The sequence below is a fragment of the Afifella sp. H1R genome (genome assembly GCF_021462425.1).
In the GTDB taxonomy this organism is placed as follows: Bacteria; Pseudomonadota; Alphaproteobacteria; order Rhizobiales; family Afifellaceae; genus Afifella; species Afifella aestuarii.
This window is the reverse complement of the sequence record NZ_JAKEDY010000001.1, coordinates 1,171,814-1,191,648: the sequence shown is the minus strand read 5'-3', so window position 1 is coordinate 1,191,648 and position 19,835 is coordinate 1,171,814. Positions and strand designations below refer to the sequence as shown.

General features: G+C 62.5%; 25 protein-coding genes, 1 tRNA gene and 1 pseudogene. 17 read left to right on the top strand and 10 right to left on the bottom strand.

From position 1 onward, the window contains the following. The first annotated feature begins 6 nt into the window (after window positions 1-6). The 7 genes from L0F51_RS05705 (at window position 7) to L0F51_RS05675 (ending at window position 4,308) form a co-directional block, all read left to right on the top strand. A complete protein-coding gene (locus L0F51_RS05705; RefSeq protein WP_370642313.1) occupies window positions 7-333 on the top strand; it encodes an XdhC family protein in 327 nt (108 codons plus the stop codon). Beyond that, on the top strand, window positions 333-1,028 hold the full coding sequence (locus L0F51_RS05700; protein WP_234629348.1) for an XdhC family protein: 696 nt from the start codon (window positions 333-335) through the stop codon (window positions 1,026-1,028). The genes L0F51_RS05705 and L0F51_RS05700 overlap by 1 nt, the downstream gene beginning before the upstream one ends. Next, entirely contained in the window at window positions 1,025-2,647 is a 1,623-nt protein-coding gene (locus L0F51_RS05695; protein WP_234628298.1) for an NTP transferase domain-containing protein, read from the top strand. The genes L0F51_RS05700 and L0F51_RS05695 overlap by 4 nt, the downstream gene beginning before the upstream one ends. 61 nt (window positions 2,648-2,708) lie before the next feature. Beyond that, window positions 2,709-3,041 carry a cytochrome c gene (locus L0F51_RS05690; protein WP_234628297.1) on the top strand — a complete coding sequence of 111 codons (333 nt, stop codon included), beginning with the start codon at window positions 2,709-2,711 and terminating at the stop codon, window positions 3,039-3,041. Between the two features lie 102 nt (window positions 3,042-3,143). Beyond that, window positions 3,144-3,425 (top strand): usg protein, encoded by a 282-nt coding sequence (locus tag L0F51_RS05685; protein ID WP_234628296.1) that lies wholly within the window; start codon window positions 3,144-3,146, stop codon window positions 3,423-3,425. Window positions 3,426-3,514: 89 nt separating this feature from the next. Next, window positions 3,515-3,907 carry a Cu(I)-responsive transcriptional regulator gene (cueR, locus tag L0F51_RS05680; RefSeq protein ID WP_234628295.1) on the top strand — a complete coding sequence of 131 codons (393 nt, stop codon included), beginning with the start codon at window positions 3,515-3,517 and terminating at the stop codon, window positions 3,905-3,907. Further along, a complete protein-coding gene (locus L0F51_RS05675; protein WP_234628294.1) occupies window positions 3,904-4,308 on the top strand; it encodes a cytochrome c in 405 nt (134 codons plus the stop codon). The genes cueR and L0F51_RS05675 overlap by 4 nt, the downstream gene beginning before the upstream one ends. Before the next feature lie 18 nt (window positions 4,309-4,326). Here the strand turns inward: L0F51_RS05675 and radC are convergent, their stop codons facing one another. Both radC and map read right to left on the bottom strand, forming a co-directional pair. Then, entirely contained in the window at window positions 4,327-5,031 is a 705-nt protein-coding gene (radC, locus tag L0F51_RS05670) for a DNA repair protein RadC (RefSeq protein WP_234628293.1), read from the bottom strand. Between the two features lie 7 nt (window positions 5,032-5,038). Continuing rightward, window positions 5,039-5,842 (bottom strand): type I methionyl aminopeptidase, encoded by an 804-nt coding sequence (map, locus tag L0F51_RS05665; protein WP_092816250.1) that lies wholly within the window; start codon window positions 5,840-5,842, stop codon window positions 5,039-5,041. 174 nt (window positions 5,843-6,016) lie between these two features. Here map and L0F51_RS05660 point away from each other — a divergent pair, with 174 nt between their 5' ends. The 3 genes from L0F51_RS05660 to L0F51_RS05650 are packed head-to-tail and all read left to right on the top strand — an operon-like array spanning window position 6,017 to window position 8,750. Beyond that, window positions 6,017-6,757: a competence/damage-inducible protein A gene (locus L0F51_RS05660; protein ID WP_370642370.1), complete on the top strand. Its 741-nt coding sequence runs from the start codon at window positions 6,017-6,019 to the stop codon at window positions 6,755-6,757. A 24-nt stretch (window positions 6,758-6,781) separates the two neighbouring features. After that, window positions 6,782-7,279, top strand: a complete 498-nt coding sequence (gene gpt, locus L0F51_RS05655) for a xanthine phosphoribosyltransferase (RefSeq protein ID WP_234628292.1) — start codon at window positions 6,782-6,784, stop codon at window positions 7,277-7,279. A gap of 22 nt (window positions 7,280-7,301) precedes the next feature. Then, window positions 7,302-8,750, top strand: a complete 1,449-nt coding sequence (locus L0F51_RS05650; RefSeq protein ID WP_234628291.1) for a TrkH family potassium uptake protein — start codon at window positions 7,302-7,304, stop codon at window positions 8,748-8,750. A 36-nt stretch (window positions 8,751-8,786) separates the two neighbouring features. Here the strand turns inward: L0F51_RS05650 and L0F51_RS05645 are convergent, their stop codons facing one another. After that, a complete protein-coding gene (locus L0F51_RS05645) occupies window positions 8,787-9,095 on the bottom strand; it encodes a BrnA antitoxin family protein (protein WP_234628290.1) in 309 nt (102 codons plus the stop codon). Beyond that, window positions 9,092-9,336 (bottom strand): annotated as a pseudogene (locus L0F51_RS05640) (BrnT family toxin). The gene L0F51_RS05645 and the pseudogene L0F51_RS05640 overlap by 4 nt, the downstream one beginning before the upstream one ends. Before the next feature lie 208 nt (window positions 9,337-9,544). Between L0F51_RS05640 and L0F51_RS05635 the strand changes: the two are divergent. Beyond that, window positions 9,545-9,631, top strand: a tRNA-Leu gene (locus L0F51_RS05635). Window positions 9,632-9,895: 264 nt separating this feature from the next. Here the strand turns inward: L0F51_RS05635 and L0F51_RS05630 are convergent. From L0F51_RS05630 to L0F51_RS05620, 3 genes are all read right to left on the bottom strand, one after another. Next, window positions 9,896-11,623 carry a PRC-barrel domain-containing protein gene (locus tag L0F51_RS05630; RefSeq protein WP_234628289.1) on the bottom strand — a complete coding sequence of 576 codons (1,728 nt, stop codon included), beginning with the start codon at window positions 11,621-11,623 and terminating at the stop codon, window positions 9,896-9,898. 139 nt (window positions 11,624-11,762) lie between these two features. Then, window positions 11,763-12,899, bottom strand: coding sequence for an FAD-dependent monooxygenase (locus tag L0F51_RS05625; RefSeq protein WP_234628288.1), 1,137 nt, complete (start codon window positions 12,897-12,899; stop codon window positions 11,763-11,765). Between the two features lie 45 nt (window positions 12,900-12,944). Continuing rightward, a complete protein-coding gene (locus L0F51_RS05620) occupies window positions 12,945-13,181 on the bottom strand; it encodes a zinc-finger domain-containing protein (protein WP_234628287.1) in 237 nt (78 codons plus the stop codon). Window positions 13,182-13,351: 170 nt separating this feature from the next. Here L0F51_RS05620 and L0F51_RS05615 point away from each other — a divergent pair, with 170 nt between their 5' ends. The 4 genes from L0F51_RS05615 to L0F51_RS05600 all read left to right on the top strand — a co-directional run bounded on the left by L0F51_RS05615 (window position 13,352) and on the right by L0F51_RS05600 (window position 16,257). Beyond that, window positions 13,352-14,116 carry an alpha/beta fold hydrolase gene (locus L0F51_RS05615; RefSeq protein ID WP_234628286.1) on the top strand — a complete coding sequence of 255 codons (765 nt, stop codon included), beginning with the start codon at window positions 13,352-13,354 and terminating at the stop codon, window positions 14,114-14,116. Window positions 14,117-14,358: 242 nt separating this feature from the next. Then, the gene (gene cysE, locus L0F51_RS05610) at window positions 14,359-15,204 is read left to right on the top strand and encodes a serine O-acetyltransferase (protein ID WP_092816238.1); all 846 of its coding nucleotides are present in this window, start codon (window positions 14,359-14,361) and stop codon (window positions 15,202-15,204) included. A 62-nt stretch (window positions 15,205-15,266) separates the two neighbouring features. Next, window positions 15,267-15,479: a DUF3126 family protein gene (locus tag L0F51_RS05605; protein ID WP_092816236.1), complete on the top strand. Its 213-nt coding sequence runs from the start codon at window positions 15,267-15,269 to the stop codon at window positions 15,477-15,479. Between the two features lie 250 nt (window positions 15,480-15,729). Then, window positions 15,730-16,257 carry a gamma carbonic anhydrase family protein gene (locus L0F51_RS05600; RefSeq protein WP_234628285.1) on the top strand — a complete coding sequence of 176 codons (528 nt, stop codon included), beginning with the start codon at window positions 15,730-15,732 and terminating at the stop codon, window positions 16,255-16,257. A gap of 127 nt (window positions 16,258-16,384) precedes the next feature. Here L0F51_RS05600 and L0F51_RS05595 read toward each other — a convergent pair whose 3' ends face one another. Together L0F51_RS05595 and L0F51_RS05590 are read right to left on the bottom strand one after the other, a co-directional pair. Further along, on the bottom strand, window positions 16,385-16,906 hold the full coding sequence (locus tag L0F51_RS05595) for a transglutaminase-like cysteine peptidase (RefSeq protein WP_234629346.1): 522 nt from the start codon (window positions 16,904-16,906) through the stop codon (window positions 16,385-16,387). 372 nt (window positions 16,907-17,278) lie between these two features. Next, a complete protein-coding gene (locus tag L0F51_RS05590; RefSeq protein ID WP_234628284.1) occupies window positions 17,279-17,944 on the bottom strand; it encodes a PilZ domain-containing protein in 666 nt (221 codons plus the stop codon). Window positions 17,945-18,160: 216 nt separating this feature from the next. On the opposite strand from L0F51_RS05590, the gene L0F51_RS05585 reads away from it, so the two are divergent. Continuing rightward, on the top strand, window positions 18,161-18,856 hold the full coding sequence (locus L0F51_RS05585; protein ID WP_234628283.1) for a rhomboid family intramembrane serine protease: 696 nt from the start codon (window positions 18,161-18,163) through the stop codon (window positions 18,854-18,856). Window positions 18,857-18,978: 122 nt separating this feature from the next. Beyond that, window positions 18,979-19,407 (top strand): CBS domain-containing protein, encoded by a 429-nt coding sequence (locus L0F51_RS05580; RefSeq protein WP_234628282.1) that lies wholly within the window; start codon window positions 18,979-18,981, stop codon window positions 19,405-19,407. A gap of 9 nt (window positions 19,408-19,416) precedes the next feature. Here L0F51_RS05580 and hisI read toward each other — a convergent pair whose 3' ends face one another. After that, window positions 19,417-19,824: a phosphoribosyl-AMP cyclohydrolase gene (gene hisI / locus L0F51_RS05575; protein ID WP_234628281.1), complete on the bottom strand. Its 408-nt coding sequence runs from the start codon at window positions 19,822-19,824 to the stop codon at window positions 19,417-19,419. Window positions 19,825-19,835 lie beyond the last annotated feature (11 nt).

The following is a 19,835-nucleotide window of genomic DNA, read 5'->3' as shown; positions in this document are numbered from 1 at the left end:
AGGACCATGGCAGAGATGTTGGAACACGACGCGCTTGCCACAGCTGAAGCCTGGCGCGCGGCCGGACGGAAGGTGGCGCTCGCCACCGTCGTCGAGACCTGGGGTTCGGCGCCGCGGCCTGTCGGCAGTCACCTCGTCATCGACGAAGAGGGCAATTTCGAAGGCTCGGTTTCGGGAGGTTGCGTCGAAGGCGCCGTCGTCGGCGAAGCGCTCGAGCTTCTGGAGAGCGGGGCGACGAAAATGCTCGAATTCGGCGTCGCCGATGAGACGGCCTGGCGGGTCGGTCTCTCCTGCGGAGGCCGCATCCGCGTCTTCGTCGAACCGGTGGCGTGATGGAGCTGTCGCTTCTCAAGGCGCTCAACGAAGAGCGCGCAGCCCGCCGCGCCGCCATCCTCGTCACCGACACGGCAAGCGGCGAGGCACGTCTCGTCAAAGAGAGCGAGGCTGCGGGAGATCCGCTCGCGGGGGAGATTTCACGGCGTCTTCGCTCCGGCCGATCCGGGATGCTGGAGGATGGCCGGACTTTTCTGACCGTCGCGGTGCCGCCACCACGGCTCGTCGCGATCGGGGCCGTGCATATCAGCCAGGCCCTGGCACCGATGGCGAAACTTGCGGGCCTCGACGTCACGATCATCGATCCGCGCACGGCCTTTGCGACGGAAGAGCGGTTCCCGGGTGTTTCGCTCATCGCGGAATGGCCTGAAGAGGCGCTCAAGAAGATCCCCTTCGATGCCTATACGGCGGTCGCGGCGCTCACCCATGATCCGAAGATCGACGATTTCCCGCTGCGGGAGGCGCTCGCCGCCGGCTGTTTCTATGTCGGGGCTCTCGGCAGCCGGAAGACGCACGGCAAGCGTGTGGAGCGGCTTCTCGAAGCCGGTGTCGGCTCAGCCGATGTCGAGCGGATTCATGCGCCGATCGGTCTCGACATCGCTGCGGCCTCGCCGGCCGAAATCGCCGTCGCCGTTCTTGCGGAAGTGATCGCGGCGCTCCGCAAGGGCCCGTCGATGGTACGTGAGGCCGCTTGAAGTTCGGCCCGATTGCGGTCGCAGAGGCCGAAGGTGCCATCCTGGCCCATAAGGTCCGGGCCGGCGATCTGTCGCTGAAGAAGGGCGCGCGGTTGAGTGCCGAGGACGTTGCGCGGCTTCAAGCTGCCGGGATCTCTGAGGTCATTGCGGCGCGGCTCGATGCCGGCGACGTCCATGAAGATCAGGCCGCCGAACGCATCGCCCGCGCGATTGCCGGCAGGCATCTCCGCATCGAGGCACCGTTCACAGGGCGCTGCAATCTTCACGCCGAAGTCTCTGGAGTCTTTAGAGTCGACAAAGATCTGATCGACGCCCTCAACCGGATCGATCCGGGGCTGACGGTGGCAACGCTTGCGCCGTTCGAAGTGGTCGAAGCGGGCCGCATGATCGCGACGGTGAAGATCATCCCTTTCGCACTCTCCGAGGCGGTTCTCGAGACGGCCGAGAGGCTTCTCGCGAGCCATGAACCGCCCTTATCCGTGGCGGCGTTCCGTCCTTGCCGGGTCAGCCTCGTGTCGACATGCCTGCCGTCGACGCAGGCGAAGATGCTCGACAAGACGCGGCGCGTGCTGGAAGCCCGGCTCGAGAAGGCGGGGGCGAGCCTCACCGACGAGACGCGCGTCGCGCATGTGACCCAGGCGTTGGCGGAGGCGTTGCGGCAGCCGGCGTCGGAAGGTGCGGATATGATCGTCGTCTTCGGGGCTTCCGCGATCACCGATCAGGACGACATCATCCCGGCTGCGCTCCGCATGGCCGGCGGTCGCGTTTTGCATTTCGGCATGCCGGTTGATCCAGGCAATCTTCTCCTCATTGGCGAGCTTGGCGGCCGCCCGGTGATCGGGGCTCCCGGTTGCGCCCGCAGCCCGAAGGAGAACGGATTCGACTTTGTGGTGAATCGCTTCCTGGCGGGACTTGAGGTCAAGCCTGAAGACATCATGGGGATGGGCGTCGGGGGTCTGTTGTCGGAGATCGTATCGCGGCCGCAACCTCGTCAGCCGTCCGAGGGGGATGGCGGTGTGGCCGCCATTGTGCTTGCGGCCGGGCGTTCGCGGCGTATGGGCGGTCCGAACAAGCTTCTCGCCCGGTTCGACGACGTGCCTCTCGTGCGTCGCACGGTGGAGACGGTCACATCGTCCGGCGTCTCGGAGGTCGTGGTGGTCACCGGCCATATGCGCGAGGCGGTGGAAGAGGCGCTGGAAGGAAGCGGAGCGCGCCTCGTTCACAATCCCGATTTTGCCGAAGGGCTCGCAAGCTCTCTGCGGGTCGGGTTGCGCGCCTTACCTGAGGGCGTGTCGGGTGCGCTCATCGTCCTTGCCGATATGCCGGGGCTGACACGCGAAGCGATTGGCCAGATGCTCGCCGCCTTCGAGCCCGACGCCAGCCGCAGCATCGTGCTTGCGACCGCGTCGGGAAAACGCGGCAATCCGGTTCTGTGGGCGCGCCGCTATTTTGACGAGTTGTTGCAGGTGAGCGGTGACACCGGCGGTCGGCATGTGATCGGGCTTTATCCCGACGACGTCTTTGAGGTCGAGATCGGCGCGGCCGCGCGGCTCGACGTCGACACGCCCGAGGCACTTGAGGCTGCCGGTGGCGTGATCGATCCGGCACGCGAAGGTTGATCCTGGTCATGGCGCGGTTCGGAGCTGCGACTATCGTGCGCTCATGAGGGGATCGATCGCATTGGCGGGCCTGCTTCTGCTGGCAACGGCGCAGGGCGCTGCGGGCCAGAACATCGCCCGCGGCGAAGCGCTGGCCGAAGAGTATTGCTCTCGCTGTCACGCCGTCGGATCGACGGGCACGAGCCCGATGCCGCCCGCACCAGCCTTCCGCGATCTGTCCGAGCGCTATCCGATCGACACATTATGGGAAGCGCTTGCCGAGGGTATCGTGACCGGCCACCCGGCCATGCCGGAATTCCGCTGGCCGCCCGCCGATATCGACGACATTCTTGGCTATATCACCTCGATCCAGCCGTCGGAGGACGGTCCGGCTGCTGGCAGCACTCCTGAGTGAAAGCTGCTAAGCCATTGTTCGATATCATGATTTCGACCAAGGGCTAGTAGACTTTTAATCTATGAGACGCAATCATTGCACCTCCTGACCCAGGAGGAGAGCATGCAGCAAAGTCGCGAGGAGAGTGATCTCGGCCTTCAGCTCGCCGGTTACGGCCTGACCACCGCCAACGTTCTCTACTACATGCCGGAGCGCCCGAAGCTCATTCAAAGCTTCGTCTGGCAGTTCTACGATGTGGCACCTGACCATCCGCGGCTGGAGCGCTTCCTCGACTACTGGCGCCGCGAGATCGATGCGGCCATCCATTCGGTTGAGATTGCCCATGAGCGTCTGATCAAGCCCTCGGAATGGCGTCTCGCGACCTTCGAAGGGCGGCTCAACTAATCTCGAAAGGGATTGTGGGGCACGCGGCGCTCCCTTGACTTTCCAGTGGCTGGAACCCTTATCCAGCAGGAAAGCGTGGGAGTTGGCGCATGAATATCGGCGATGCGGCGCAGGCCTCCGGCCTGCCCCCCAAAACGATCCGCTATTACGAGGATATCGGGCTCGTACAGCCGGACCGGCGCGGCAACAATTACCGCGACTATTCCGATACCCACGTCCACAATCTGCAATTCCTGGCGCGCGCCCGCTCTCTGGGGTTTTCCATCGAGCAATGCCGTCAGCTTCTGTCTCTCTACGGAGACCGCTGCCGGGCGAGTGGCGACGTGAAGGCGATTGCGATCCGCCATATCGGTGAGATCGAGCGCAAGATCGCCGAACTTCAGGCAATGCACGATACGCTGTCGAACCTCGTCGAGGCCTGCCATGGCGACCATCGGCCCGATTGCCCGATCCTGCAGGATCTGGCCGGGGACCGGACATGACGCCGAAGGCGGTTTCCTTTGTCGTTCTGAGCCTTGCGATCGCCGCTTTCCTGGCCATCCGGGCGTTCGTGGCGGGGGACGGTGATGTTCGGGTCGCGAACGTCAAAGTGCCGGAGCTTTCGTCCGACGCTGAGACGGGCAGGGCGCTTTTTGAGGAGAACTGCGTCGCCTGTCATGGCGAGAATGCCGCGGGGACAGAAGCCGGGCCACCGCTCGTGCATGCGGTCTACGCGCCTGAGCATCACAGCGATCAGGCGTTTCAGCTTGCCGTGGCCCGCGGCGTGACCGCGCATCATTGGAGCTTTGGTAACATGGCGCCGGTAGAAGGGCTGTCTCAGACGGAGGTGGAGAAGATCGCCGCCTATGTGCGCGAATTGCAGCGCGCGAACGGGATTTTGTGAGCGCCGACGACGCAGCCGTTACATCAGCCCCATGCCGCGAAAGCTCGCGTGTCCATCGCGGCCGATGATGATGTGATCGTGCACGGTCACCCCCAAAGGCTTGCCGACGTCGATGAGCGTCTTCGTCATCTGAATGTCGGCCCGAGACGGTGAGGGGTCGCCGGACGGGTGGTTGTGAACCAGAATGAGGGCGGTCGCCGAAAGTTCGAGGGCGCGACGCATCACTTCCCGGGGATACACCGGGGTGTGGTCGACCGTGCCCCTCTGCTGCACTTCGTCGGCGATGAGGGCATTCTTTTTGTCCAGAAAGAGGATGCGGAACTGCTCGCGATCCTCAAACGCCATCGCCGTGCGGCAATAGTCAAGAAGGGTCGACCAGGAGGCGAGAACCGGACGGCTTCTGACTTCGTGACGACCAAGACGTTCGGCGAAGGCGCGCATCAATTTCAGCTGCAGGATGACGGCGTCGCCGACGCCATCGATTTCTTTCAGGCGTGTCGGCGATGCCGCCAGAACTTCGCCGAGAGAACCAAAGGTGGCGAGCAGAGCCTTGGCGATCGGCTTCGTGTCGCGCCGGGGCAGGGCGCTGAAGAGAGCGAGCTCCAAAAGCTCGTAATCCGCCAGCGCGTCGGCTCCTGCCTCGCGAAAACGGTTGCGCAGACGGTCCCGGTGGCCGTGATAATGGACCTGGCCGGGGCCGGCTTCTTCGAAATCAAAGCCCACGGAGGTCTCAGGGCCGGCCGTAGCCGGCGGGTGACAGCGTGAAGATTTCCACCCCGTCCTCCGTAACGCCGACGGAATGCTCGTATTGTGCGGTGAGAGATCTGTCGCGCGTGACCGCCGTCCAGCCGTCGTTCAGGAGTTTGACGTGCGGACGGCCGAGATTGATCATCGGCTCGATCGTGAAGATCATCCCAGGTTCGAGCGCGAGCCCTTCGCCGGGACGCCCGTAATGCAGGATATTCGGCGGCTCGTGGAAGGCCAGCCCGACGCCGTGGCCGCAGAAATCGCGCACGACCGAACAGCGCTCGGCTTCCGCATAGCTTTGGATGGCGTGACCGATATCGCCGAGCGTCGCGCCGGGTTTCACCGCGTCGATCCCGCGCATCAGGCACTCATAGGTGACCTCCATCAGCCGTTCAGCCGCGCGCTTGATCTGGCCGACCGCGTACATGCGGCTTGAATCGCCGTGCCAGCCGTCGAGGATGAAGGTGACATCGATATTGGCGATGTCACCCTCTTTGAGCGGTTTATCGTTGGGAATGCCGTGGCAGACGACATGATTGAGCGAGATGCACGAGGCCTTGCGGTAGCCGCGATAATTGAGCGTTGCCGGGAGTGCATCATGCTGAAGCGCGAAATCATAAACGAAATCGTCGAGCTCTTGCGTCGTGACACCGGGTTTGACCCGCTCGGTCAATTCATCGAGGCAGGTGGCGACGAGCTGACCGGCCCGGCGCATGCCGACAAAACCTTCCTCGCCGTAGGTATGGATGGAGGCCTTTTCGCGCTGGCCTGAAAGTGCGTTCTGCATAGGATGAAACCGTCCTTATTCGGCGACAAGCTAGCCGATTGAGGCGCCCCTTTTAAAGGGGAGATGGAGTATTTCGCCTTCCATATGGGGAAGGGGCGGGCGGCAAGCCAGATTGGACTTGCCGGCGGCTACGACAAAGGGCACTCAGTCTCAATGAGCGAGATCGAAGCGACTATCGCACACCCGACCCTGGCCGCGCCTCGGGCAGCCATGCTGGTGATCGGCGACGAGATCCTGTCGGGGCGCACCAAGGACAAGAACATCGGCACGCTGGCCGATTTCTGCACCGACCTCGGGATCGATCTGGAGGAAGTGCGGATCGTCGGCGATCAGAAGCATGCGATCGTGGCGGCGCTGAAGGCGCTGTCGGCGGCGTATGACATCGTCTTCACCTCTGGCGGTATCGGGCCGACGCATGACGACATCACGGCGGATGCGGTTGCGAGCGCGTTCGATCGTCCGCTCATTCATCATCCCGAGGCGGTTCGGATCCTGCGGGAGCGGGCCGAGGCGCGCGGTTGGGAGCTCAACGAGGCGCGCCTCAGAATGGCGCGGACGCCGGAAGGCGCCGACCTCATCGCCAATGCGGTCTCGGGCGCGCCCGGCTTCAAGATCGGCAACGTCTATGTGATGGCGGGCGTGCCGGCCGTGATGGAGGCAATGCTTGCCGCCCTCGCGCCCACGCTGCCACATGCCGCGAAGATCATGTCTGTGACGATCGAGGCGGGACGCGGGGAAGGAGAGATCGCTGATTGGCTCTCCGACCTTCAGGACGAGCACCCGGAGGTGCGTTTCGGTTCCTACCCTTATCAGGACGGGAACCGCTTCACGACACGCATCGTGATCCGCTCGCGCGATGAAGAGGCGCTAAAAAAGGCGGCCGAGGCCGTGGAAAGCCGCCTGCAAAGCGGATAAGAGGCCGGAAAGAACGAGAGAGATATGGTGCAAGAAAAGGCCTTCCCGGTTTCCTGGGAGCAGTTTCATCGCGACGCGCGGGCGCTGACCTGGCGGCTCGCCGGCGCCGGCCCCTTCGAGGCAATCGTGTGCATCACGCGCGGCGGGCTCGTGCCAGCGGCCGTCGTGTCGCGCGAACTTGAAATCCGGCTGATCGAGACGGTCTGCGTCGCGTCCTATCACGACTACAAAACCCAGGGCACGACCGAGGTCCTGAAGCCGATTTCGGAACAGGTGCGCCATCTCGGCGGGGCAGGCGGCAAGGGCGTCCTCATCGTCGACGATCTCGTCGACACCGGAAAGACTGCGTCGATCGTGCGAGAAATGCTGCCGGATGCGCATTTCGCTACGGTCTATGCCAAGCCGAAGGGGCGCCCGCTGGTCGATACGTTCGTCACGGAAGTCTCCCAGGACACGTGGATTTATTTCCCGTGGGATCTCGGGCTGAGCTTCCAGCCGCCGATTTTCGGCGCGCCGAGCTGACGCCACGGGCGCAGGCGACATCTTGCTTCGGTATCAACCTATCCTGGCGATAACCGGCCTCCTTCTGGTGGCGCTCGGCGTGGTGATGATTCTGCCGGCCCTCGTCGATCTTTCGGCCGGCAATCCGGACTGGATGGTGTTTGCGCTCTCGGGCGTCGTGACGGCGCTCGTCGGCGCGGTCTTCGCCATTGCGGGGCGCGAGGACGAGCCGCTCGGGCTCAATCTCAAGCAGGCCTTCATTCTCACCACCGTTCTGTGGTTCGTGCTGCCGGGTTTTGCGGCCCTGCCGTTCCTCGGCCTCGATGTCGATTATGCCGATGCCTTCTTCGAGACGGTCTCCGGCATGACGACCACGGGTTCCACCGTCCTCACTGGCCTCGACAGTCTGCCGCCCGGCATTCATCTCTGGCGCTCGCTCCTGCAATGGATCGGTGGCGTCGGCATCGTCGTCATGGCCATCATCATGCTGCCGTTCCTGAAGGTCGGCGGTATGCAGCTCTTCCACGCGGAAAGCTCCGACCGTTCGGAGAAGGTGCTGGCAAAGTCGTTCGATCTCGCCGCCTGGATCGGCGGCATCTATGTCGGTCTGACGCTTCTCTGCGCGCTCGCCTATGCGGCCGGAGGCATGACCTTCTTCGATGCGATCTGCCATGCGATGACGACGCTCTCGACCGGCGGGTTTTCGACCCACGACGCGTCCTTCGGTTATTTCGGCGACAATCCGGAGCTTCTTTGGACGGGCAGCTTCTTCATGCTGGCGGGGGCCATGCCGTTCGTCGCTTATATCGGCGCGTTGCGTGGCCGCCCGTATGAGATCTTTCGCGATCCCCAGGTGCGGGCGCTGGTCGGTCTCCTGGTGATCGTGTGTACGGGCCTTGCGTTCCAATTGACGCTGACGGGCGAGTTCACGTTCGGCCAGGCTCTGCGGCACTCCACCTTCAACGTCGTTTCCGTGGTGACCACGACCGGCTATGCCTCGCTCGACTACACGCAGCTCGGCACCTTTTCGGTCGGCCTCTTCTTCGTGCTCACCTATGTGGGGGGCTGCACCGGGTCCACGGCCGGCGGCATCAAGATCTACCGTCTCGTTATCCTGTGGGAGATCATCCGGCGCCAGATCCGGCTTCTCGCCCATCCTTCGCGCGTCGATCCGCTGCGCTATGCCGGCCGTCGTATCCCGGCCGACGTTCCGCCCTCGGTTCTGGCTTTCCTGACGCTTTATGTCGGGACCACGGTGATCATCACGATGATTCTCGCGGCGCTCGGCCTCGACTTCGTCACCGCCATTTCCGCGGCGGTGACTGCGGTCGGCAATGTCGGTCCCGGGCTTGGCGAGATCGTGGGCCCGGCCGGCAATTTCGGGTCGCTTCCCGACGCCGCCAAGATCGCGCTCACTTTTGCAATGGTCCTCGGGCGGCTGGAGCTCTTCACGGTCCTGGTGCTTTTCGACCCGGCCTTCTGGCGCTGGTGAGACTCTTGCCGGTTGCTTCCGGCGTCGTGCGGCTTTTTAGAGCTTTGCAGCTTTGAGAACGTCGTTAATGCGGGTCTGCCAGCCAGGACCTGTGGCTTTGAACTTTTCGATCACCTCGGCATCCAGGCGAAGGGAAACCGCTTGCTTCGGATTCGTCTTTTTGGGGCGGCCTCCCACGTTCCTTTCCATTTTGGCGGCCAGATCGGGAAAGGCTTCGCGAAACGGCCTGGCCTCTCGGAAGTCTCCTTCGGTCAGTTCCGGATTGTCCGAGACCTCCTCCCAATCGTCGCGGCTGTATCCGCGGCCCGGTTCGAACGTCCTCTTTTTCTCATTGCGTTTCGTCATTCCAGCCTCTTCCTTTCGTTCCTCCTGGCAGGGCGCATGGATATGATCGACAGCCCTTCGGTCCCGAGGGTGGTGAAGATCACCGAGACGGTTCCGTCCGCGAGGCGCCCTATTGCCTGAAACCGGCCGCTTTCGCCGGCAGCACCAGCGCATTCAAAAAGAAGTCTTCATCCAAATCGGCGAAGTCCAACCCGTGCTTGTCGAGGTTCGCGAGCCGCTTTCGTTCATCCCAGACGATCATTTAGTTTTCGTATATACATAAATCTAAGGACCTACAAGCTTTACGTGTTTTCAGAGTTGGAGGTTGGGCTGACATTTGTCGTCGTTCAACGGGCCTGTCGCTGAGCTGATACGACTGCGGGTGGGGAGAAGCTCGCACATAATGCCGTATGCTGAGCTGCACACATCCGATTGACCGGGGATCGAAAAGCAGAGAGAAACCCTGGCACGCGGGCGTGGCGGAACAGGTAGACGCAAGGGACTTAAAATCCCTCGGTTGGAAAACCATGCGGGTTCGAGTCCCGCCGCCCGCACCATTCTGCCATGTCAGTTCTCTGCCGGGTCGTCTCCGAGCGGCGTCGTGCGTTGCAGACCAAGACGATGAGAGTTCGGCGCGCGCTGACATCGACGGCGTCAGGAGCTTTCTTCTCACACGATCCGAGCTTCGGACTTCGCTCCCCCTTGCTGGAAAGGGCCAGGGCCCGGGCCGCTCGATCTCAAGCCGTGATGTCGTAGAAGGCCAAAGAAAAACCCGCCGGCCGGAGCCGACGGGTCGTACTGTCTGAGTGAACGCTGGGTGCTTACTGCGCGCCTTCGTATTCCGGCGCGTCTTCCAGCTGATTCTCGGTGGCATTGATCGAATAGCGGGTTTCGCCGTTCGCATCCTTCTGGATGTTGAGCGTGTCATATTCGACCGCAACCGGCTTTTCGCCGATGCCGAGGAAGCCGCCGACATCGATGATCACGGCGCGGACATCGCCATTCTGGCCGACGATCACGTCATCGATATCACCGACGCTCTCATCGTTGCTGCCGTAGACGGTAGCGCCCATGATCTCGTCAGCACTCAATCCGCTGGGCTGCGCACCTCCGGCAGCGGACTTGCTCGAGCCCATGTCGGTCTGATCACGCGAAGCGGTGGTCATCGAGCCCGTGCCGGCATTGTCGTTGGTGCCCGATTTCGTCGTCTCGCTCTGGCTGTTCTGTGCCGTCTGCGAGCCCGTCGTATCGGCATTCATGTCGCTGGTGTTGCTGGCGACATCACCTTCCTGGCCGGCCATCTCCCACTTCGGAGCGTTCTCCAGCTCGGCGCGCGTCATCGGGATCGTGAGGCGCGGCTCATCCTCGTTCGATGCCTGGGTCATCTCGACCTTATCGAACTTGATGGCGACCGGCTTTTCGCCCACGCCGAGGAAACCGCCGACGTCGATCACGATCGAATCGATCTTGCCGTTGTCGGCGAGGATGACATCGTCGATCTCACCAACGCTCTGCTGCTGATCGTCCGGGTTTGCGGCGAGCTCCTGGTTCTGGCCAGTGTCGCTACCCGATGCCGAGCCGCCTGTCGCCGAGCGGTTCGTCGCCATCTGCTGATCGGTGCTGTCGCCGGACGTCGTGCCGCTCGTGCCCATGGCCGTCGTCTGGCCGGAGGCGTCGGTCTTCACCCGATCCTGCATGTCGGTCACAGGCTCGCCGCTTGCCATGGTGTCGTTCTGACCCATGGAGCCGCTGGCATGACCGCTGTCGGTGTTGTTCTGCATGGCTTGCTGCTGGCGCTGGCCTGCCTTGTCACCCATGGAGCCGGCGCCCGTCGCGTCCTGACCCGTTGCCGACGAATAGACTTCCCGTCCGAGCCAGTCACTCAGGCGGGTTTCGCCCTGCTCCGGCTGCGCAAATGCCGTCTGGCGGTCCTGACCACTCATCGCGCTGTTATTCGCGGCGCCGTCGCTGGTCGTCGTGGTGCTGGAGGCTGTCTGCTGCGACTGATCCTTCGTCATGGACCCGCTTGCAGCGCCAGCCGAAGAGGCGGTTGTCGCCGAGGCATCCGTAGAGCTCGCGCTGTCGTTGCCACCTTCTTTCTGCATCTGCGCATAGCTGCGCTGATTGTCATTCTCCTGGAATTCAGGAGCGTTCTTTAGCTCTTCTTCGGTGGCATCCACGACCAGGCGCATTTCGCCATTCTGGTCCTGCGTCACCTGGAACTGATCGTAATCGAGGGCGACTTCTTTTTCGCCGAGGCCCAGAAAGCCGCCGACGCCGATGATCGCTGCGGTGATATTGCCGTTCTCGTCGACGAGAAGATCGTCGATGTCGCCGACTTCTTCAGCGTCCGGTCCGGCCGAGGAGTAAACGGTCTGGCCCATCCAGGAGGAGGCGAGATCCTCGCCCTGCTTCTGCTGCGTCTTGACGCCCTCGGTGGTGGACTGAGCCTGCGTCGTCTCGTTCTGAGGGGCCGGCTGCGTCTGGGCGATCGCGCCGGTGGTCAACAGTGCGGCAATCGCCGTACTCGCCATCAATGTGCGGATCATGTAGTAATCTCCTTGCATCTCGGATGCTATTGAGGCCGCGCGGATGTGTGTGGAAGCCGTTCGCGCGGCCGTTACCACCCGACAACGTTAAGTGGTCGATCGGGTTCCGATTGCGGAGATGTATAACTCTCTGAAATGCTTAGGCGGTAAAAGAATATAGCCAGTCCTGGCGGCGCATCAAAACTTCGCCGGGGAGCGCCAGGAGCGCTGTGTTCCTGAGGCCCGCGACGAGACTGGGCATGGTGTAGATCTGGAGATTGCTCTCCGCCATGGATACAACCTTACGGACGCGTGTCTTGCGCGAAAGCTCGTAACGGGCGAGTTTTCCGGAAAGCGCTCCGTCGCCTGCGAGCTCGGCGGAAAGCGTCGCGGCATCCTCGATCCCCATCGCGCCTCCCTGGGCGGCCGTCGGCAGCATGGCATGGGCGGCATCGCCGAGGAGAACGGCACGCCCTTTTGTCCAGGCGAGGCTCGGGTCGACGGTCTGGAGCGGCCAGGGCAGCCATTTGTGGCGTAGGGTCTCGGAACCGAAAAACGTGGCGATCTCGGGCGCCGCATGGAAGAGCACGGGTCCCGATTGGCCGGTTGCTCTTTGCGGCTCGATTGCCACGATGTTGAGGCGTTCGCCCCGCCTGATCGGATAGTGAACGACGTGCCAGCCGGGGCCCATCCACAACGTGGTGCAGCTCGTGTCGAGCCAGTCGGGGGCGGCCGAAACGTCGATGCTCACACGCCAGGCGATATGGGTCGACGGGGCGGGGTCTGCCCCGGAGACGAGCTTTCGGCGGACGACCGAGCGAAGCCCGTCTGCACCAACGACGAGATCGGCGTGATGCTCGGCGCCGGCAGCCTCGAAGGCGACACCGCTTTCATGTGCGTCAAAAGCCTCCACGCCTGCGCCGAGATGAAGGCGCACCGCGGACTCTTTGCGAACCGCCTGCAAAAGGACGTCTTGCAGGTCAGCGCGATGGATCAGCCAGTAGGGCGCGCCGTATCGCGCCTGCGCCCATTCTCCCAAGGGGAGCGTTGCAAGCAGGTTGAGGCGCTGGCCGTTGCCGATCTGCAGCTTGTCAGGTGCGACGACGCATTTGCTCAGTTCCTCCCCGAGGCCGAGCGCGAGGAGAAGACGAGAGGCGTTTGGCGACAATTGGATGCCGGCGCCCACTTCCTCCAACGTTTCCGCACGCTCGAAGAGATCGAGCTCGAATCCCTTGCGCGCCAGCGAAAGCGCGAAAGTCAGGCCGGAGATGCCGGCCCCGATGACGGCGACGCGCATCCTATAAGGAAGGGCAGGGGCGGGCGCCCATGCTCCCCTCCATCCTCATTCCTGGTAAACGGCTTCGGTCGGACGCGCCTGCTTGGGGCTGAGCGAACGATCGAGCTTGTAGAGGGTCGAGCAATAGGGACAGACGATCTCGTGCTCGTCGCCCATGTCGAGGAAAACGTGCGGATGGTCGAACGGGGGCAGGGCACCGATGCACATGAATTCGCTGGCGCCCACCGAAATCGCCTCCACTCCGCCGGTATTATGAAAATGCGGAACCACGTTCTCCGCCATCGTCGCTCGTCCTGTCCGTTGTTGCTGGTTTGCGGAACATAGGCGTGCAGGGGCGGCGGGCCAATGTCAAAATTCCAGCTCGTCGAGGCGCCTGCTCCCGCTTCGCGTTGACCGTCTGCCGCATGAGGGGCTAAGCGGCGGCATGATCCATTCGCACGTCCATTCTTCTCATGCCCTCCTTTGAAACGTCAGACGGCGTCGCCATCGCCTATCTCGACCAGGGAGAGGGCGAACCGCTCCTCCTGATCCATGGCTTCGCGTCGAGCCACCGGGTCAACTGGCAGTCCACCGGCTGGGTGTCGGCCTTCAATGAGGCCGGATATCGCGTCATCGCGCCTGACAATCGCGGCCATGGCTGGTCCGACGCACCGCATTCGGCCGATGCCTACGGCATGGACCGGATGGGACGCGATATGCTGGAGCTTCTCGATCATCTCGGCCTCGAGCGAGCCCTCATGATGGGATATTCGATGGGCGCGCGGATCGCGGCGCATCTTGCCGTCGCTGCACCCGAGAAGGTTGAAGCCCTCATCATCGGTGGGCTCGGCGATCAGCTCGTCCAGGGTTTCGGCGAGGCTGATGACGTTGCAGCCGGCATGCGCGCCGCCTCCATGGACGAGGTCGTTGGCGAGACCGCAAAAGGATTTCGCGTCTTCGCCGAACAGACCGGTTCGGATCTCCTGGCGCTTGCCGCCTGTATGGAGGCCGGCCGCGAGAACCTTACTCCCGACATGCTCGGCAAGCTTACGATGCCGGTGCTCATCGTCGTGGGGTCCGAGGATGAGGTGGCCGGCGATCCGGAAGCGCTGGCAAAACTCATCCCGGGCGCCGAGACGGCGATCATCCCGCGGCGTGACCACATGCGCGCGGTTGGGGACAAGGCGACCAAGGCTGCCGTTCTGACGTTTTTGGACAGCCTGCGCAAAGCGGCCTAGCGGCATCTGAGAGTGGTGCGCGAAGGGTGCGAACCGGTGCCGATCATGTCAGCGAGCTGTTGACCCTGGGTCGCGCCGGCATATGCTGATTTTCATTGGAAGCTATATAACACGGTGCGTGGCCCGCGAGAGCGGTGGTGACGGCAGAGAGAGCCTGCATGATCTCTCTGGTAAACTGAGCGTGCCGCACCAGATATCCGGGCGCCGGAGAACCGGATCGTGACGCAGCGAGAGGAGCCGATATGGCTGTCGAACAAACCCGTCTGAGCTCGGGAGCCGAAACGGTCGATCCGGTCTGGGCGCAGCTTCGCCGCGAAGCCGAGGACATCGTCGCCCGCGAGACCGTGCTGGCCGCCTTCATCTATTCGACGATCTTGAACTATCCGCGGCTGGAGGATGCGGTCGCTCACCGTGTCGGCGACAGGCTGCGCCATCCCGGCATTTCGACGGGCCAGATCATCCGGTCCTTTGGCGAGATGTATGAGGATCAGCCGGAATTGTCGGAGGTTCTGCGCATCGATCTGATGGCCGTCTATGACCGCGATCCGGCTTGCGAGCGGCTGATCGAGCCGGTGCTCTATTTCAAGGGTTTCCACGCGATCCAGTCGCACCGGCTGGCGCATTGGCTTTGGCAGCAAGGTCACAAGGATTACGCGCTTTATCTGCAGAGCCGGGCTTCGGAAGTTTTCCAGGTCGATATTCATCCCGCCGTTCCTCTCGGGCGGGGGATCTTCATCGATCACGCGACGGGTATCGTGATCGGCTCCACGGCCGTGATCGAGGACGATGTCTCGATCCTCCAGAACGTGACGCTCGGTGGGACGGGAAAATCCTGTGGCGACCGCCATCCGAAGATTCGTCATGGCGTTCTCATCGGCGCCGGTGCGGAGGTCCTCGGCAATATCGAAATCGGCCATTGCTCGCGTGTGGCGGCCGGCTCGGTCGTGTTGAAACCGGTGCCGCCTATGGTCACGGTTGCGGGCGTGCCGGCACGAATCGTCGGAAAAGCGGGCCGCGACGAGCCCGGCCGATCCATGGATCAGCTCCTGCGCGAGGCGGAGCAGGGCAGCGACGACGTTTCCGGCTGAGCCGGTTGAGATCGGCTTCTCGTTATGTCAGGACGGGCCAAACCAAGTTAAAGGGTGTCGCGTTGAGCATCGACGAACTGAAAAAACTCCAGGCCTACCTGCAGAGGCTTTTCGACAACGAGAAGATCCAGGTGAAGGCTCGGCCGCGGAAAGACGATTCGGCGGAGGTGTTCGTCGGCGAGGAATTCGTCGGCCTCATTTTCCGGGACGATGAGGATGAGGATCTCTCCTACAATTTCTCGATGGCGATCCTGGATTTCGACCTGCGCGCCTGACGGCCGTCGAAGACGAATCTGACGTGAAAATGCGGGCGGTCGCGGCGAGCGGCCGCCCGTATCTTGTTGCGCCCACCTGAGACGGTTCCGTTTCCTTTCCTGCGATCGCGACGTGCACCTTGATGTGCTTCGCCGCCTTGCGTCGCAGGGAAGCAGGGCCTGAGATCGTGTGTCTCGGACTTGTGGTGGCGGGTCTGTGGAGTGCATGTTCGGGCACGGTGTTTCTCAGTTTTCTGGTGGCTGCCCGCCTATGAGCATTTATTGTCTGAAAGAACGGAAGCCTGACCTGCCCGAGAGCGGAGCCTATTGGATCGCGCCCGGCGCGAGCGTGATCGGCGACGTGAGAGTGGGTGAAGACGCAAGCGTGTGGTTCGGCGCCGTCCTGCGAGGCGACAACGAGCCGATCACCGTCGGCCCTCGCTCCAACGTTCAGGATCTCAGCGTCATCCACACCGATCCCGGGTTCCCCTGCACGATCGGTCGCGATTGCACGATCGGCCACCGCGCCATCCTGCACGGCTGCACGATCGGGGATTTTTCACTCGTCGGGATGGGCGCAATCGTTCTGAACGGCGCCAAGATCGGCCGTTTCTGTCTGATCGGCGCGGGTGCCCTCATCACCGAGGGCAAGGAGATCCCGGATTATTCGCTCGTCGTCGGTTCTCCGGGCAAAGTGGTGCGCACGCTCGACGAGGCCGCACAGGAGGGGCTGCGGGAATCGGCCGAAAGATACGTCGCCAACGGTCGACGCTTTCGGGAATCGCTCGGCGAAATATAGAGCGCTCGACAGTCTGGCGCCCGGAATTCGTCGGCTCGATAAAGCGCCGGCCGGCCTCCTTGCGGAGACCGGCCGCTGAGCCTGGTCGGGGACGGGAGAGTTTGGAGGCGACCAGGCTAGGTCACATTCAGCGCACGCGACCTGTGGCGTCGAGCGGCTGCCAGCGGGAATCGTCGATGGCGACCCACTTTTTCGGATCCGCGATGTCCTGCCGTTTTACGTAGCGGTAGCCGGTCTCGCTCCACAGGCGGATATCGGAGACCTTGTTGTCGAGCACGTAGTCGCCGCGATCGGTGCGCACCACGAGCACGGCATGGCCGGCGCCCACTTCGTCGAAAACGACGGCGACCAGGAGGTCGGAGGTGGGCCAGCCGCGCGCCACGAGCTGCTTGCGCTTCAGAAGCACGTAATCCTCGCAATCGCCGTAGCCCTGCGGGAGCGTCCAGACTTCTTCCTGCCCATAATATTCTTGGTCCGTCACGGCCTCGACCGTGTCGTTGACGTAATTGTTGACGCGTACGAGATCCTGCCAGCGTGACGGTGTCAGCTGCATGGGTGAGCGGCTGCCATGAACCTCGCATTCACCCGGAAACGATCTGCAGAAGGCACGATGTCCAATCGGTGGCGATGCATAACGGCCCGTGCGCATGACCGGTGCGCTGATGCTGCCCGTGATCCTGATGCCAAGACCGGAGCTTGTCTGCTGGGCCTGGACCTCCGCCGGGGCCGCCACAAAGACGGCGAGGGCGAAAGCTGCCCCAAGCATTGTTCCGGTCACTCTGTTCAACCGCATATCGCGATCCCCCGTTTTGGGAGACCGTATCCCCGGCCGCTTAGGCGCGGGCTAAGCGGTTCTTTCGGAGTTTCACGCTTTCGGCAAGCTCTTCTTTACGCTGCCTACCATTTGGTTGAAATCAGGAAGTTCTCCTGAAATTGTCGGCAAGTGTAAGGGCTTTTACATAAGAGTCGACTGTCGGTCTGGTTAAAAAGATGTTGTTATGACGGCCGGGAAAGAGTGCTGTCACATGCTTCCATCTGTGAAGAACTCTTCCTCGATAATCCGCTCGATCTCTTCTTCCGACATGATGCGCATAAACTCGATGGCGACGCCGTCGCTGAAATGGCGCACGACGCGGCCTCCAAGCCGGCCGAGGTTGACGCGAGAGCCGATCGGCGGGCGCTCTGAAATCGCCAACGCTGCGCCGGTCTTCGACATGTCGATGATCTTGCAATCGACCTGTTTGCCGCCCGGCAGGGTCACCCGTGTTTCCGTGGTGGCCGGCACACGCCGCACGGAGCGGCGGTCGTCGCGGACCTTGAGCACGTCTCGCCGTCCGAGCCAGGCGAGCGTGTTCGCGAGCTTTTCCCGTTTGCGCGCCGAGGCCGTGATCGTGATGGCGAAACCATTTTGCGTGTGACGCGTGATGATGCCTTCGATACGCCCAATCTGCTCGGCATAGATGATGATCTTCTCGCCGACATTCCCTTTGAGAGGACTGATGATCGCGGCCCCACCTGCGGACACGTTGCGCATCTCGCACGGGTTCTCTTGCTGATCCGCAAACATGCAGCGGCCGAGCAGGTTGACCTCGACGCGCTCATGCTGGCGACGATTGCGTTCGGGGTCCTCCACGGTGATCTCCACCGTCTCTTTGGGCGCATCAGTGTTTGTGGAAGCGATGGTCATTGCTCGTGAAACCAGGAGCCTGTGGCAAAACTATCATAGTGCAAGTTAACCATCTGTAAGCGTGTGTGGCAGAAAGAAACAGTGTTTTTCCAAGTCTTTTCCTTGCCCGGACGCTCTGTGATTGCGAAGGGGTGAGCCGTAATCCCCCGGATGCTCCACCTTTTCGCCTGTCTCCGAAGAAGCGACCCGCCCATGCAAGAACGAGAACGAGAGAGAATGTTCAACCTGCCGACGGTCCTCGTGTGGACGGTCGGTGTGCTGCTCATCGTGCATGTCATCCGCGCCCTGTTGCCTTATCAGAGCGACGTCGAGGTGCTCATGATGTTCGGCTTCGTGCCGGCACGCTATACGGGCGCGGCCTCATTCCTTCCTGGAGGGCTCGCGGCCTGCTTTTGGACGCCCCTCACTTATGGGCTGCTGCACGCCGACTGGCTGCATCTCGGCGTGAACGTTCTTTGGATGCTTAGCTTCGGGAGTGCCGTGGCGCGGCGTTTCGGGACTTCTCGCTTCCTCCTCCTGCTGCTGGTGGCGATCGCCGCGGGTGCTCTCGCCCAGTTTCTGGCGATGCCGGGGAATGAGACCCTCGTCATCGGAGCTTCCGCTGGTGTCTCTGGCATTACGGCTGCGGCCGCGCGTTTCGCCTTTGCGCCGGGCGGTCCTCTGGCGGGTGGAGGCGCGCGCCCGGAAGCCTACCTCGTGCCAGATCCGGGGCTGAGAGCGAGCCTTCTCAATCCATACTCCGCCTTCTTCATTTTGATGTGGTTCGGAATCAATCTCCTGTTTGGTGTCGGCGGGCAGATGCTCCCGGGCGTCGGGGGTGCGATCGCCTGGCAGGCTCATATCGGCGGATTTCTAGCGGGCCTTCTTCTTTTTCCCTTATTCGACCCGGTCGGACGCCAAACTCGTTCATAGGCTCCCGGGGATCTTGGTTCTTTGAGAAAACTCGATCTCAGAAGAGTTCAAACTTATGCCGTCTCGCCCTAGGATACTGATAAGCGGACGAAACAAACGTTCGCATTCGGGGAGGACTAGACATGCATGTACGGCAATTGCTGGAGAGCAAAGGCAATGACGTCGTGACGTGCCGGCCGCAGATGAGCCTGCACGAAGTCGCCGTCACGTTGTCAGAACATCGTATCGGCGCGGTCGTCGTGACCGAGGGCGCGGCCATAAAAGGTATTTTGTCGGAGCGCGACATCGTCTCTGCTGTCGCCCGCGAGGGGTCAGGGGCGCTCAGTCAGCCGGTGGCCAATTTTATGACGGCGCGCGTGCGGATCTGCCGGATGCATCATACGACCGACGATCTCATGGAAATGATGACCAATGAGCGGTTTCGTCATCTGCCCGTCGAGGAGGATGGCAAACTCGTTGGCATCATCTCGATCGGGGACGTGGTCAAACGTCGGATCGCCGAGGTGCAGAACGAAGCCGAAGCGATCCGGGAATACGTGACGCAGGGCTGACCGGAACGCCTAATCGCGCATGCGGAGGTGGAGTCCCTCGGGTGCTGCCTCCGCGACGCGGTAAAAGCAGTCTGTGCGACCGGTGTGGCAGGTTCTGGCGCGATCGGCGACGGCGACGCGCGCGAGAAGGCAATCCTGGTCGCAGTCGATCCTGAGCTCGATCAGCTTCTGGATGGCGCCGGACGTCTCGCCCTTCTTCCAGAGGGAGTTCCGAGACCGGCTGAAATAGTACACCTCGCCGGTGGCGAGCGTGAGATCGATAGCCTCGCGGTTCATCCACGCCATCATCAGGACATCGCCGCTTTCGGCATCCTGGGTGATGCAGGGCAGGAGGCCCGCTTCGTTGAAGCGGGGCCGGAAGTCCTGCGTCTCTTCGATGACGGCCTCGGGAGAGGCCGTTGCCTGATCGTCCTTCATCGACACCGGCG

Bases quoted from the DNA above. Each gene is read 5' to 3' on its own strand.
- L0F51_RS05705 (WP_370642313.1), top strand. From the start codon at position 7: ATGGCAGAGATGTTGGAACACGACGCGCTTGCCACAGCTGAAGCCTGG.
- L0F51_RS05700 (WP_234629348.1), top strand. From the start codon at position 333: ATGGAGCTGTCGCTTCTCAAGGCGCTCAACGAAGAGCGCGCAGCCCGC.
- L0F51_RS05685 (WP_234628296.1), top strand. From the start codon at position 3,144: ATGCAGCAAAGTCGCGAGGAGAGTGATCTCGGCCTTCAGCTCGCCGGT.
- cueR (WP_234628295.1), top strand. From the start codon at position 3,515: ATGAATATCGGCGATGCGGCGCAGGCCTCCGGCCTGCCCCCCAAAACG.
- L0F51_RS05675 (WP_234628294.1), top strand. From the start codon at position 3,904: ATGACGCCGAAGGCGGTTTCCTTTGTCGTTCTGAGCCTTGCGATCGCC.
- map (WP_092816250.1), bottom strand. From the start codon at position 5,842: ATGCAGAACGCACTTTCAGGCCAGCGCGAAAAGGCCTCCATCCATACC.
- gpt (WP_234628292.1), top strand. From the start codon at position 6,782: ATGGTGCAAGAAAAGGCCTTCCCGGTTTCCTGGGAGCAGTTTCATCGC.
- L0F51_RS05645 (WP_234628290.1), bottom strand. From the start codon at position 9,095: ATGACGAAACGCAATGAGAAAAAGAGGACGTTCGAACCGGGCCGCGGA.
- L0F51_RS05630 (WP_234628289.1), bottom strand. From the start codon at position 11,623: ATGATCCGCACATTGATGGCGAGTACGGCGATTGCCGCACTGTTGACC.
- L0F51_RS05625 (WP_234628288.1), bottom strand. From the start codon at position 12,899: ATGCGCGTCGCCGTCATCGGGGCCGGCATCTCCGGCCTGACTTTCGCG.
- L0F51_RS05620 (WP_234628287.1), bottom strand. From the start codon at position 13,181: ATGGCGGAGAACGTGGTTCCGCATTTTCATAATACCGGCGGAGTGGAG.
- L0F51_RS05615 (WP_234628286.1), top strand. From the start codon at position 13,352: ATGCCCTCCTTTGAAACGTCAGACGGCGTCGCCATCGCCTATCTCGAC.
- cysE (WP_092816238.1), top strand. From the start codon at position 14,359: ATGGCTGTCGAACAAACCCGTCTGAGCTCGGGAGCCGAAACGGTCGAT.
- L0F51_RS05600 (WP_234628285.1), top strand. From the start codon at position 15,730: ATGAGCATTTATTGTCTGAAAGAACGGAAGCCTGACCTGCCCGAGAGC.
- L0F51_RS05595 (WP_234629346.1), bottom strand. From the start codon at position 16,906: ATGCGCACGGGCCGTTATGCATCGCCACCGATTGGACATCGTGCCTTC.
- L0F51_RS05590 (WP_234628284.1), bottom strand. From the start codon at position 17,944: ATGACCATCGCTTCCACAAACACTGATGCGCCCAAAGAGACGGTGGAG.
- L0F51_RS05585 (WP_234628283.1), top strand. From the start codon at position 18,161: ATGTTCAACCTGCCGACGGTCCTCGTGTGGACGGTCGGTGTGCTGCTC.
- L0F51_RS05580 (WP_234628282.1), top strand. From the start codon at position 18,979: ATGCATGTACGGCAATTGCTGGAGAGCAAAGGCAATGACGTCGTGACG.
- hisI (WP_234628281.1), bottom strand. From the start codon at position 19,824: ATGAAGGACGATCAGGCAACGGCCTCTCCCGAGGCCGTCATCGAAGAG.